The 12,757-nt window shown below is 59.8% G+C and carries 12 protein-coding genes; 7 read left to right on the plus strand and 5 right to left on the minus strand.

Annotated elements, in window-relative coordinates; translation table 11 throughout:
* The first annotated feature begins 69 nt into the window (after positions 1–69).
* Positions 70–345 (plus strand): hypothetical protein, encoded by a 276-nt coding sequence (locus tag V6F91_RS02760; protein WP_090282268.1) that lies wholly within the window; start codon positions 70–72, stop codon positions 343–345.
* 52 nt (positions 346–397) lie between these two features.
* Here V6F91_RS02760 and V6F91_RS02765 read toward each other — a convergent pair whose 3' ends face one another.
* Complete coding sequence (locus V6F91_RS02765; RefSeq protein WP_041070247.1) at positions 398–1,738, minus strand: DEAD/DEAH box helicase; 1,341 nt, start codon at positions 1,736–1,738, stop codon at positions 398–400.
* Between the two features lie 191 nt (positions 1,739–1,929).
* On the opposite strand from V6F91_RS02765, the gene V6F91_RS02770 reads away from it, so the two are divergent.
* Positions 1,930–3,228: a mechanosensitive ion channel family protein gene (locus tag V6F91_RS02770; RefSeq protein ID WP_332762145.1), complete on the plus strand. Its 1,299-nt coding sequence runs from the start codon at positions 1,930–1,932 to the stop codon at positions 3,226–3,228.
* 105 nt (positions 3,229–3,333) lie between these two features.
* On the opposite strand, the gene V6F91_RS02775 is transcribed toward V6F91_RS02770, so the two are convergent.
* The 3 genes from V6F91_RS02775 to V6F91_RS02785 all read right to left on the minus strand — a co-directional run bounded on the left by V6F91_RS02775 (position 3,334) and on the right by V6F91_RS02785 (position 5,596).
* Positions 3,334–4,200 carry a carboxylate/amino acid/amine transporter gene (locus tag V6F91_RS02775; protein WP_332762146.1) on the minus strand — a complete coding sequence of 289 codons (867 nt, stop codon included), beginning with the start codon at positions 4,198–4,200 and terminating at the stop codon, positions 3,334–3,336.
* A 248-nt stretch (positions 4,201–4,448) separates the two neighbouring features.
* Positions 4,449–5,048 (minus strand): FMN-dependent NADH-azoreductase, encoded by a 600-nt coding sequence (locus tag V6F91_RS02780; protein WP_332762147.1) that lies wholly within the window; start codon positions 5,046–5,048, stop codon positions 4,449–4,451.
* Positions 5,049–5,281: 233 nt separating this feature from the next.
* Positions 5,282–5,596 (minus strand): 3-phosphoglycerate kinase, encoded by a 315-nt coding sequence (locus V6F91_RS02785; RefSeq protein WP_236430809.1) that lies wholly within the window; start codon positions 5,594–5,596, stop codon positions 5,282–5,284.
* Positions 5,597–5,645: 49 nt separating this feature from the next.
* Between V6F91_RS02785 and V6F91_RS02790 the strand changes: the two genes are divergently transcribed.
* From V6F91_RS02790 to V6F91_RS02805, 4 genes are all read left to right on the plus strand, one after another.
* Positions 5,646–6,569 (plus strand): LysR family transcriptional regulator, encoded by a 924-nt coding sequence (locus tag V6F91_RS02790; protein WP_090282261.1) that lies wholly within the window; start codon positions 5,646–5,648, stop codon positions 6,567–6,569.
* Positions 6,570–6,583: 14 nt separating this feature from the next.
* The gene (locus tag V6F91_RS02795) at positions 6,584–7,387 is read left to right on the plus strand and encodes an alpha/beta hydrolase (RefSeq protein ID WP_332762151.1); all 804 of its coding nucleotides are present in this window, start codon (positions 6,584–6,586) and stop codon (positions 7,385–7,387) included.
* Positions 7,388–7,390: 3 nt separating this feature from the next.
* The gene (locus V6F91_RS02800; protein WP_332762153.1) at positions 7,391–7,954 is read left to right on the plus strand and encodes a peptidylprolyl isomerase; all 564 of its coding nucleotides are present in this window, start codon (positions 7,391–7,393) and stop codon (positions 7,952–7,954) included.
* Between the two features lie 88 nt (positions 7,955–8,042).
* A complete protein-coding gene (locus V6F91_RS02805; protein ID WP_332762154.1) occupies positions 8,043–9,875 on the plus strand; it encodes an ABC transporter ATP-binding protein in 1,833 nt (610 codons plus the stop codon).
* A 125-nt stretch (positions 9,876–10,000) separates the two neighbouring features.
* On the opposite strand, the gene V6F91_RS02810 is transcribed toward V6F91_RS02805, so the two are convergent.
* Entirely contained in the window at positions 10,001–11,125 is a 1,125-nt protein-coding gene (locus V6F91_RS02810; protein WP_332762155.1) for a GNAT family N-acetyltransferase, read from the minus strand.
* A 280-nt stretch (positions 11,126–11,405) separates the two neighbouring features.
* Here V6F91_RS02810 and V6F91_RS02815 point away from each other — a divergent pair, with 280 nt between their 5' ends.
* Entirely contained in the window at positions 11,406–12,728 is a 1,323-nt protein-coding gene (locus tag V6F91_RS02815; protein ID WP_332762157.1) for a putative porin, read from the plus strand.
* Positions 12,729–12,757 lie beyond the last annotated feature (29 nt).

Genomic DNA, 12,757 nt, shown 5'->3' on the forward strand with positions numbered 1-12,757 from the left:
GATGAACTTTTCCCTGCCTCATGCCCTCAACCGCGTAACCCGCCTTAACCGGAACTGAGGCCTGCCCCGATGAAAACCCTGATCAAGCTCACCCTAGCCGCTACCCTCGCCTGCGCCCTGCCCGTCTGGGCCTGCACGCCGGAAGAAGCGACGATCAAACGTGAACAACTGGCAAAGGAAGTCTCGAAACTGACCGAGCAGAATCCAGAAAAAGCCAAGGAGATCAACGCCGAGTTGCAAAAGATGGATCTGGGCACAGCCAGTGCCGATCTGCCGGACAAGTGCCAGCTGATCGATCAGCGTTTGAAGGAGCTGGGCTCGGCGGAGAAAAAAGCCGATAGCTGAAAGCATAAAAAAACCGGACATCGTCCGGTTTTTTTATGCGCGTATTAAACGCTTACTCAGCCGCAGGCTCTGCCGGCTTGCGGCGCTTGAGCGGGGCCATGCCGTCGCTGCTTACCAGTGAATCCGGTTTTGGCCGGTTGGCGCTCTTGCGCTTGGTTGGCGTCTTGGCTGCGGTTTTCTTCTTGTCGCCCTTGGCGTCAGTCTTTTTCTTCTTCACGCCCACTGCTTTGCCCGAGGCCTTGACCTTCTTCGGCCCGCCGTAGGTGCCTTTGACTTCCTTGATGGTGCGGCGCTCGAAGCTCTGTTTCAGATAGCGCTCGATGCTCGACATCAGGTTCCAGTCGCCGTGGCAGATCAGCGAGATTGCCAGACCGTCGTTACCGGCACGGCCAGTACGACCGATGCGGTGCACGTATTCGTCGCCGCTGCGTGGCATGTCGAAGTTGATCACCAGATCCAGACCATCAACGTCCAGGCCGCGGGCCGCAACGTCGGTCGCGACCAGAATCTTCACGCCGCCCTGCTTCAGGCGATCGATCGCCAGTTTGCGATCCTTCTGGTCTTTTTCGCCGTGCAGCACGAACGCCTTGTATTCCTGCGCCACCAGGCGGCCGTAGATGCGGTCGGCCATGGCGCGGGTATTGGTGAAAACAATCGCTTTCTGATAGGTCTCGTTGGCCAGCAGCCAGTTCACAATCTGCTCTTTGTGCTGATTGTGGTCGGCGGTGATGATTTGCTGACGGGTGGTCGAGTTCAGTTGGCTGACGGCGTTGAGCTGCAAGTGCTCAGGGTTGTTCAGCACCTTGGCGATCATCTCGCGCAGGCCGGAACCGCCGGTGGTGGCGGAGAACAGCATGGTCTGCTGACGGTTCGGGCATTCGTCGACCAGACGCTGCACGTCTTCGGCAAAACCCATGTCGAGCATGCGGTCGGCTTCGTCGAGCACCAGCACTTCGACTTCCTTGAGGTCGAGGTTGCCGGCGTTGAGTTGCTCGATCATCCGGCCCGGGGTGCCGATGAGGATGTCCGGGACTTTGCGCAGCATCGCCGCCTGGACCTTGAAGTCTTCGCCACCAGTGATCAGGCCGGACTTGATGAAGGTGAACTGCGAGAAGCGTTCAACTTCCTTCAAGGTCTGCTGGGCCAGTTCGCGGGTCGGCAGCAGGATCAGCGTCTTGATGCTCACGCGAATCTTCGCCGGACCGATCAGGCGATTGAGGATTGGCAGAACGAAAGCGGCGGTTTTGCCGCTACCGGTTTGCGCCGTCACCCGCAGATCACGCCCTTGGAGCGCCAGCGGAATGGCCGCGGCTTGCACAGGCGTTGGCTCGACAAATTTCAGCTCGGCCACAGCTTTAAGCAGGCGTTCGTGCAGGGCGAATTGGGAAAACACGGGTGCTACCTCGAAGATATGCAAAAAAACAGCTGCATAGGTTACCGGTTTCGAGCGCTCAGGCCGAGTTTCTTTATGCAAACGGGCGCAATCAGTGGTTTTTTTGTTGCCTGATTTGTCTCCAATCGTAATACGCAGCGTCTTAAATGCTCTAATCCCCCCTCGCGTCTTATAGAAGAACCGTTTCGCTTATGGATATCAAACAGCTCTGGCTCAAAGCTCAGGACCTCTGGGGCACCCTCGAACAGCACCCGCTGTTGCAATCAGGGCTGGCGCTGATGGTGCTGTTGGCCATCGCCCTCGTCCTCGGACGAGTGGCGCGCTATCTGATCCTGCACGCCAGCCGCATGCTCGGGCGTCAGCCGGCGCTGCACTGGATCAACGATTTTCGTCACAACAAGGTGTTTCAGCGTCTGGCGCAGATGACCCCGTCGCTGGTGATTCAGTTCGGCCTGCATCTGGTGCCCGAGCTGAGCAAAAACGCGATGAATTTCCTGGGCAACGTGGCGCTGGCGTTCACCATTCTGTTCCTGCTGCTGGCGGTCAGCGCCCTGCTCAATGCCCTGCTCGACATCTATGCGCGTACCGAACACGCACGCACGCGCTCGATCAAGGGTTACGTGCAATTGGCGAAAATGGTCTTGTACGTGTTCGGCGCGATCATCATCGTCGCCACCCTGATCGACCGCTCGCCGCTGTTGCTGCTGTCCGGTCTGGGTGCGATGTCGGCGGTGATTCTGTTGGTCTACAAGGACACGCTGTTGTCATTCGTCGCCAGCGTGCAACTGACCAGCAACGACATGCTGCGGGTCGGTGACTGGATCGAAATGCCGCAGGTCGGCGCGGACGGCGATGTGGTCGATATCACCCTGCACACGGTCAAGGTGCAGAATTTCGACAAGACCATCGTCTCGATCCCGACCTGGCGGTTGATGTCCGAGTCGTTCAAGAACTGGCGCGGCATGCAGCAATCCGGCGGGCGGCGGATCAAGCGCAGCCTGTTCATCGACGCCAGCGGCGTGCGCTTCATTCGTGACGATGAAGAAGAAAAGCTCTCGCAAGTGCACCTGCTGACTGACTACATGAGCCGCAAGAAAGCCGAACTCAAGGCTTGGAATGAGGCGCAGGGTAACGTCGCGGCAATGTCGGCCAACCGCCGACGCATGACCAACATCGGCACCTTCCGCGCTTATGCGCTGGCGTACCTGAAGAGCCATCCGGAGATTCAGCCGAACATGACTTGCATGGTGCGGCAGATGCAGACCACGGCGCAGGGCATTCCGCTGGAAATCTACTGCTTCACCCGCACCACGGTCTGGGCCGATTACGAGCGGATTCAGGGGGATATTTTCGATTACCTGCTGGCGGTGCTGCCGGAGTTTGGCTTGAGTCTGTATCAGCAGCCGAGTGGTGGGGATTTGCGCTCGGGGTTGTTGCCGGCGGTTCTCGGCGCGGCGAGCATCCCTGAACCGCAGAAACACCTCCTGTAACCCAAAGATCAAATGTGAGAGCGAGCCTGCTCGCGAATGCAATGTGTCAGTCGCCCATACTTATCTGACCCAGCGCCTTCGCGAGCAGGCTCGCTCCCACAGGTGTTATGCGTTGACTGAGGATTTGCGGATGCCCAACCGACTGATCCACACAGCGGCGAGAATCACACTGCCACCGAGGAACAACCGCCCCAGTTCCTCATGCTGATTCCAGATCAGCAGGTTCAACAACAACCCCACCGGCACATGCAGATTGTTCATCACCGCCAGCGTGCCGCCATTGACCATGCACGCGCCCTTGTTCCACCAGTACAGACCCAACGCCGTCGACACCAGCCCGAGAAACAACAACACACCCCACTGCAGCGGCGCTTCCGGCAGGAAATTGGGTTTGCCGAACAGCAGAAACGCTGGCAACACGACGGCCAGTGCGCCGAGGTAGAAGTAGCCGAAGCGCCGGTAATGTGGCAGATCGCTTGGGTGTTTCGCCACCAGATGCTTGTACAGCACCTGCCCCGCCGCGTAAGTGAAGTTGGCCAGTTGCAGCAGCAGGAAGCCCATGAAGAAGTCCGGACTGATGCTGTCGAAGCGAATCACCGCCGCCCCGCCCACAGCGACCAGCGCAGCCACCAGAGCCCACGGATTGAAACGCCGGTTCAGTGCGTCTTCGATCAACGTCACATGCAGCGGCGTCAGGATGGTGAACAGCAACACCTCCGGCACCGTCAGCACACGGAAGCTCAGGTACAGGCAGACGTACGTCACACCGAACTGCAACGCGCCGATCAGCAGCATGCCGCGCATGAACGCCGGCTCGACCGAGCGCCAGCGTGTCAACGGAATGAATACCAGCCCGGCCAGCACCACGCGCACCAGCACGGCAAAATAACTGTCGACATGCCCGGCCAGGTATTCGCCGATCAGACTGAAGGAAAACGCCTGGATCAGTGTCACAAAAAGTAGATAGCCCATGCTCGCCTCGGAAATCGAATGGCGGCGACGATAGCGGTTTTCGATTCTGCAACCAACACAAATCCCCTGTAGGGGAATTGTGTTGGCCGTCGAATCCCAGGCAAAAAAAAGCCCGATCTCGCTAAAGCGTTCAATCGGGCTACAGCACTCAGGAGCAAAAGTGCAAAGGGAGGTTCGTTGCGCGTAAAGCCTTGAAGGGGTTGCGCCAGGTCACTAGACCATCCAGCGATTATCTGGCGATTAACATATCAAGCGACCTGGGACAGTTTGGCGTTGGCCTGATTGAGGCCCTTCTCCTGGAAGTCGCCACCGAGGTTCATGCCCTCGGCGTGAATGAACGTCACGTCGTGGATGCCGATGAAACCCATGACCTGACGCAGGTACGGTTCCTGATGATCCGCCGGGCCACCGGCATACACCCCGCCACGCGCCGTCAGGACAAAGGCACGCTTGTCATTGAGCAGGCCTTGCGGACCGGCTTCGGTGTACTTGAAGGTCACTCCGGCGCGCAGGACATGGTCCAGCCAGGCTTTAAGCGTGCTCGGAATGGCAAAGTTGTACATCGGCGCAGCCATCACCAGCACATCGGCCGCCAGCAACTCATCGGTCAGGGCGTTGGAGCGGTCCAGCGATGCTTGCTCAATGGCATTGCGCTGTTCGACAGGCTTCATCCAGCCGCCCAGCAGGTTGGCATCCAGGTGTGGCACCGGGTTAACGGCGAGGTCACGCACGCTGATCTGATCGTTCGGGTGTGCGGCTTTCCACTGAGCGATGAAGGTCTGGGTCAGTTGACGGGAAACCGAGTCTTGCTGGCGGGCGCTGCTTTCGATGATCAGAACGCGGGACATGGTGTGTAGCCTCCATCCGAATATGTTGTAGGTCGATGGAGTGAAGGTTAAACAGGGTCGAATCGATTAAAAAGCGCAATTATCCGCTGTAACCGATCGATAAATTCGTTTATAAGCTAACCCATATTCCCTGTGTGGGAGCGAGCCTGCTCGCGAAAGCGGTGTGTCAGCCAACATTGATGTATCTGATACGCCGCTATCGCGAGCAGGCTCACTCCTGCAAGTGCACGCCGTTATTTCGGGGTGCAGGTCAGCTTGATACGCAGCTTGATGATCTCGCGGGTGAACTTGGCCGTGGCGTTTTTATGTTTGCCGGCCGGCACGTCGATGCTGCGTGTACGCGGTGCTTCCGGGCCGTTGCTGAATACCGCTTTGCAGGTCGCATCAACGTCACCGTAGTTGGCCACGCGGATCGAGCCGATGTCGTTATCGGTGTCGAAGGTCTCGTAGTCGATCTTCATGCCGTTGAGGTCTTTCTGCACATCGATCGGGTAAGCAAAAGCCGTCAACGGCAGCAACGCCAGCACCACACAACAGAATTTTTTCATTCGCCGCTCTCCATGGGGAACGGCCAGCTTAGGACAAGAGGAGCTATTGATGAAAGCGCCCCGCGTGACCCTGGATCAATGGCGAACGTTGCAGGCCGTGGTCGACCACGGCGGATTCGCCCAGGCCGCCGAGGTCTTGCACCGTTCGCAATCATCGGTGAGCTACACCGTGGCGCGCATGCAGGACCAGCTCGGCGTGCCGCTGCTGCGCATCGACGGACGCAAGGCCGTGCTCACCGAGGCCGGCGGCGTGCTGCTGCGCCGTTCGCGGCAACTGGTGAAACAGGCCAGCCAGCTCGAAGACCTTGCCCACCACATGGAGCAAGGCTGGGAAGCCGAAGTGCGGCTGGTGGTCGATGCGGCGTATCCGAGCGCGCGGATCGTACGTGCATTGACCGCGTTCATGCCGCAGAGCCGCGGCTGCCGGGTGCGCCTGCGCGAAGAAGTATTGTCGGGCGTTGAGGAAGTCCTGCTCGAAGGCGTTGCCGACCTGGCGATCACCGGCCTGAGCATTCCCGGTTATCTGGGTGCGGAGTTGAGCGATGTCGAGTTCGTCGCCGTCGCCCACCCTGATCACCCCCTGCACCGGCTCAATCGCGAGCTGAGCTTTCAGGATCTGGAGACCCAGATGCAAGTGGTGATCCGCGACTCCGGTCGCCAGCAGCCACGAGATGTCGGCTGGCTCGGCGCCGAACAGCGCTGGACGGTCGGCAGCCTTGCCACTGCCGCAACGTTTGTCAGTAGCGGACTGGGCTTTGCCTGGCTGCCCCGGCACATGATCGAACGGGAACTCAAGGATGGCTCGCTGAAGCTGCTACCGTTGGACAGAGGCGGCAATCGCAATTCCAGCTTCTATCTGTATTCGAACAAGGACAAACCCCTGGGCCCGGCCACGCAAATCCTTATCGAACTGTTGCGCACCTTCGATACCTTGCCGCTGGACGCCCCGTTCGCCGCCCCCGAACAAGCCTGACACGGAGTTCACCGATGGCCTTTTTCGAGCACGATGGTTGCAACCTGCACTACGAAGAATACGGCCACGGTGCCCCGTTATTGCTGGTCCACGGGCTGGGTTCGAGCACGCTGGACTGGGAGATGCAGATCCCGGCACTGGCCGCGCATTACCGGGTGATCGTCCCGGACATTCGCGGTCACGGTCGCTCGGACAAACCGCGTGAGCGTTACAGCATCGCCGGTTTCAGCGCCGACCTGCTCGCGCTGATCGATTATCTGAACCTCGGCCCGGTGCATTACGTCGGGCTGTCGATGGGCGGGATGATCGGCTTCCAGCTCGGCGTCGATCAGCCCCAGGCGTTGAAAAGCCTGACCATCGTCAACAGCGCGCCTGAAGTCAAACTGCGCAGCCGCGATGACTACTGGCAGTGGTTCAAACGCTGGAGCCTGATGCGCCTGCTCAGCCTGGAAACCATCGGCAAAGCCCTCGGCAGCAAACTTTTTCCCAAGCCGGAACAGGCCGACCTGCGACGAAAAATGGCCGAACGCTGGGCAACAAACGACAAACGTGCTTATCTCGCCAGCTTCGATGCGATTGTGGGCTGGGGTGTTCAGGAACGACTTTCCCGGGTGACCTGTCCAACCCTCATCGTCAGCGCCGACCGCGACTACACGCCCGTGGCGCTGAAAGAAACCTATGTAAAACTGCTATCCAGTGCGCGGCTGGTGGTGATCGCCGACTCGCGCCACGCCACCCCGCTCGATCAACCCGAACGCTTCAACCACACGCTGCTGGAGTTTCTCGCCGCAGCCGATACTCAATCTCAGGATCACTGACCCATGCTGAAAAAACTCGCCCTCGCCGCTGGTACCGTGCTGTTTGCCGCCAACCTGATGGCTGCCACCCCAGCCAAGGCGCCACATGTTTTGCTGGATACCACCAACGGCCAGATCGAAATCGAGCTGGACCCGGTCAAGGCACCGATCAGCACCAAGAACTTCCTCGAGTACGTCGACAGCGGCTTTTACACCAACACGATTTTCCACCGTGTGATCCCGGGCTTCATGGCCCAGGGCGGTGGCTTTACCCAGCAGATGCAGCAGAAAGACACCAAGGCGCCGATCAAGAACGAAGCCAGCAACGGCCTGCACAACGTTCGCGGTACCCTGTCGATGGCGCGCACCTCCAACCCGGATTCGGCCACCAGCCAGTTCTTCATCAACGTGGCTGACAACGCGTTTCTCGACCCGGGCCGTGACGCCGGTTACGCGGTCTTCGCCAAAGTGGTCAAGGGCATGGACGTTGTCGACATCATCGTCAACTCGCAAACCACCACCAAACAAGGCATGCAAAACGTGCCTGTCGACCCTGTGATCATCAAGTCGGCCAAGCGCCTCGACTGATTGCTGCAGGGCATTACGAGCGGCGGCGGCCTGATCCCGCGCCGCTCACACTGATAAAAGGAGAGCCCGTATTGCGGGCGATTATCTGATGCTCTATCGCCGTTTCGAACAACTGATCGACATATTCCGCGACGCCCCGACGGCGTCCCCTCCCGACCGCGTCTGGCCTTTCTATACCTATTATCTGAAGCAGGTCTGGCCGAGTTTCGCCGCCCTGCTGGTCGTCGGCCTGTTTGCCTCACTGATCGAAGTGGCGCTGTTCAGTTACCTGAGCCGCATCATCGATCTGGCACAGGGCACGCCTAATCCAAATTTCTTCAGCGACCACGCCCTCGAACTGACGTGGATGCTGGTGGTGGCCCTGGTGTTGCGGCCGATCTTTTTCGCCCTGCACGACCTGCTGGTGCACCAGACCCTGAGCCCCGGCATGACCAGCATGATTCGCTGGCAGAACCACAGCTACGTGCTCAAGCAGAGCCTGAATTTCTTCCAGAACGACTTCGCCGGGCGCATCGCTCAACGCATCATGCAGACCGGCAACTCGCTGCGCGATTCGGCGGTGCAGGCGGTCGACGCGCTGTGGCACGTGGTGATCTACGCGATCAGTTCGCTGGTGCTGTTCGCCGAGGCCGACTGGCGCCTGATGATCCCGCTGCTGACGTGGATCGTCGCCTACATCGGTGCGCTGTATTACTTCGTGCCCCGCGTGAAGGAACGTTCGGTGGAAGCCTCCGACGCGCGCTCGAAACTGATGGGCCGCATCGTCGACGGTTACACCAACATCGCCACGCTGAAACTGTTCGCCCACACCAACTTCGAACAGCACTACGCCAAAGAGGCCATCGAAGAACAGACCGTCAAAGCACAAATGGCCGGCCGCGTGGTGACCAGCATGGACGTGACGATCACGACCATGAACGGCCTGCTGATCGTCGGCACCACGGCGCTGGCCTTGTGGCTGTGGACCCAGTCGTTGATCACGGTCGGCGCGATTGCCCTGGCGACCGGGCTGGTGATCCGCATCGTCAACATGTCCGGCTGGATCATGTGGGTGGTCACCGGGATCTTCGAAAACATCGGCATGGTCCAGGACGGTTTGCGCACCATTTCGCAACCGGTCAGCGTCACCGATCACGAGCAGGCCAAACCGCTGCAAGTGGCCCATGGCGAAGTGCGTTTCGAGCACGTGGATTTTCACTACGGCAAAAAGCGCGGGATCATCGGCGACCTCAACCTGAACATCAAACCGGGGGAAAAGATCGGTTTGATCGGCCCGTCCGGCGCCGGCAAATCGACGCTGGTCAACCTGCTGCTGCGCCTGTACGACGTCGAGGGCGGGCGGATTCTGATCGATGGCCAGAACATCGCCGAAGTCGGCCAGGAAAGCCTGCGCGAGCGTATCGGCATGATCACTCAGGACACTTCGCTGCTGCACCGTTCGATCCGCGACAATTTGCTTTACGGCAAACCCGATGCGACCGACGCCGAGCTGTGGGAAGCGGTACACAAGGCCCGTGCCGATGAGTTCATACCGCTGCTGTCCGATGCCGAGGGCCGCACCGGGTTCGACGCGCATGTCGGTGAACGCGGGGTGAAACTGTCCGGCGGCCAGCGGCAACGTATCGCCATCGCGCGGGTGCTGCTCAAGGACGCGCCGATCCTGATCATGGACGAAGCCACCTCGGCGCTGGACTCGGAAGTCGAAGCGGCGATTCAGGAAAGCCTGGAAACCCTGATGCAGGGCAAAACCGTGATCGCCATCGCCCACCGCCTCTCAACCATCGCACGGATGGACCGGCTGGTGGTGCTGGAGAACGGCAAGATCGCCGAAAGCGGCACCCACGCCGAACTGCTCGCGCATCGTGGTCTGTACGCACGGCTGTGGGCACATCAGACCGGAGGTTTTGTCGGGATCGATTGAGTTTCCCGGCATTGTGGAACTGTAGAAGCCCTGTGGGAGCGAGCCTGCTCGCGAAGCGGAATGTCGGTATGAGATTCATTAACTGACACACCGCCTTCGCGAGCAGGCTCGCTCCCACAGTGGTGCTAGGTCTGGCGGTAGGGCAAGGCGCTGCGGGCTTCTTCGGCATAAGCGAGGACGCCGGCCCGTTCCTGCTGGAGGAAATCCTTCACCGCCGCCTTCAACCCCGGATGGCGCAAGTAATGCCACGAATGGGTAATCACCGGTTCAAAACCACGAATCAATTTGTGTTCGCCCTGTGCCCCGGCGTCGAAGCGCTGATAGCCCTGGGCAATCGCATAATCCATGCCTTGATAGAAACACGTCTCGAAATGCAGCCGATCGAACTCGGCCAGGCAGCCCCAGTAACGACCGTAGAAACTGTCGCCACCGACCAGACTGAAGGCCATCGCCACCGGCCGTGAGCCTTGTCTGGCCAGCACCACGCGAATCGCTTCAGGCATGCGCTCGGCCAGCAGACTGAAAAACTCGCGCGTCAGATACGGCGCCTGGCGCCGCACCGCGTAGGTATTGGCGTAGCAGGCGTAGACGAAATCCCATTGCGCCTCGTGCAGCTCACGCCCCTCCAGCCACTCGAATTCAAAGCCCTGCTCCGCCACTTGCTCACGCTCCTTGCGCATCTGTTTGCGCTTGCGTGAACTGAGCGCATCGAGGAAATCCTGGAAGTCGCGGTAGCCGCGATTCTGCCAGTGATACTGACAGCCGATGCGCTGCAGCCAGCCAGGCTGTTCGGCCATCGCCGCGTCGGTGAACGGGTCGGTGAAATTGATGTGCGCGCTGGAAAGCCCTTCGATCTCCAGATAGCCCGGCAGGCTCTGGAGCAGTTCGAAACCGTCTTCGACATTCGCCGCTAGCAGGCGCGGACCGCCGACCGGGCTGAACGGCACGGCGCTGAGATACTTGGGGTAATAGTCGATGCCGGCACGGGCACAGGCGTCCGCCCAGCCATGATCGAACACGTATTCGCCGTAGGAATGCCACTTGCGGTAACCGGGCAATGCGGCGATCAGACGATCACCCTCCACGTGCAGCAAATGCTCGGGCTGCCAGCCGCTGTGCGGGCCGACGCTGCCACTGTCCTCCATCGCGCTGAGGAAGGCGTGACGCAGAAACGGCTGGTTTTCCGGCACCAGTGCGTCCCAGCTCGCCGGGGCGATTTGCGACAGGTTTTGCAGGCATTGCAACGGCATCGACAAGCTCTCCAGACAGACTTCAGCGCCCGGCGAGTATCGCCGATTGCGCGCCGTTGCACACCCGTCATCGCGGCGACAATGCTCTAGCCCGATAGTTCAGGGCCTATCGCGATCGTCATCATCCTGCCATCACCGTGCCACTGCTCTGTCATAAACGATCGCGATACTGGCGCCTGTTTTTAGAGCGCCGGGTTCTAGCCCGGACACAGTTTTCCGACGTCAACGTCGGTTGTGCCCAGGATGGTTCAGCCATCCCCTTTCATCTTCGGAGATTGCTATGCGTCTTGCTTCCACGAAAACTGCGGCAGCCCTGTGTGGCGGCCTGTTGCTGGCCATGAGTGTACCGGCCAGTGCCGCAGTCGACGCCAAACTGCTCGACATGCTCAAGGCCAACGGTTCGATTTCCCAGGCGCAGTACATTGAACTGCAAACGGAACTGGCCAAGGATCAGAAGGCTCAGCAAATCGCCCAGCAGGCGCAGCAAGAGACCAACGAACAAGTCGCGGCGGTCGCCAAGAAGAGCAACGAACAAAGCGCCTTCGACCAGAAACTGGCCTGGGCGGCCAAAACCCAGTTCAAGGGCGACGTACGTATCCGTCAGGAAACCATCAAGATCGACGGCGAGCCGAACAACGGCGGCCGCGACAAGGATCGTCAGCGCATCCGTGCCCGTCTGGGTGCCTACACCGAGATCAATCCGCAGGTCGACACCGGCATTCGTATCGCCACTGGCGGCGGTGACGACGCGCGTTCGACCAACCAGGACCAGGACAACTACTTCGACAAGAAGCAGATCTGGCTCGACCTCGGCTACATTGACTACCACCCTGACCAGATCAAGAACCTGCACATTATTGGCGGCAAGATGCTGCAACCGTGGGTAAGCATGGGCGACGTGATCTGGGATAGCGACATCAACCCGGAAGGTCTCGCACTCACCTACAAGTACCCATTGGGCGGCAGCGCCGAACTGTTCGGCAGCCTGGGTAACTACAACCTCAAGGACAACGTCGACGGCGACGGCGTGCAATTTCGCCACGACCTGCGTCTGACCGCCGGCCAGTTGGGCAGCCGCTTCAACATCACCGACAACCTGAAAGTGACTCTGGGCGGCAGCGTCTACGCCTACCAGAACGATGAAGACAGCCGTTGCACCGGTACTTCGACACCGTGCGCCCTGGCCGTCAACGGCAACTCGGCCAACAACGAATTCCGTCTGTATGAAGGGTTCAGCCAGGTCGACATCGGCGGTCTGCCGATGCCACTGTCGTTCTACGGTCAGTACGTGAAAAACAACGATGCCGTGACCGATCAGGACACCGCCTGGTTGCTCGGCGCGAAATCGAAAGTGTTCGGCCTGAACCTCGACTACAACTACCGCGACGTGCAGCGCAACGCCGTGGTTGGTGCCTTCACCGACTCCGACTTCGCCAACGGCACTACCGGTTCGCGTGGTCACAAGTTCAAGGTCGGTTACGACATCGACAAGAACTTCGCCATCGGCGCGACCTACTTCCTGACCAAGGCCGATTTCGCCAGCCGCGGTCAGCGCGATGCGGACGCCAACACCCTGCAACTGGATGCCGAAGCCAAGTTCTAAGAAAAAAGCGCCAAGCTTCGAGCGACAAG

The organism is Pseudomonas koreensis (genome assembly GCF_036668835.1).
Taxonomy (GTDB): Bacteria; Pseudomonadota; Gammaproteobacteria; order Pseudomonadales; family Pseudomonadaceae; genus Aquipseudomonas; species Aquipseudomonas koreensis_I.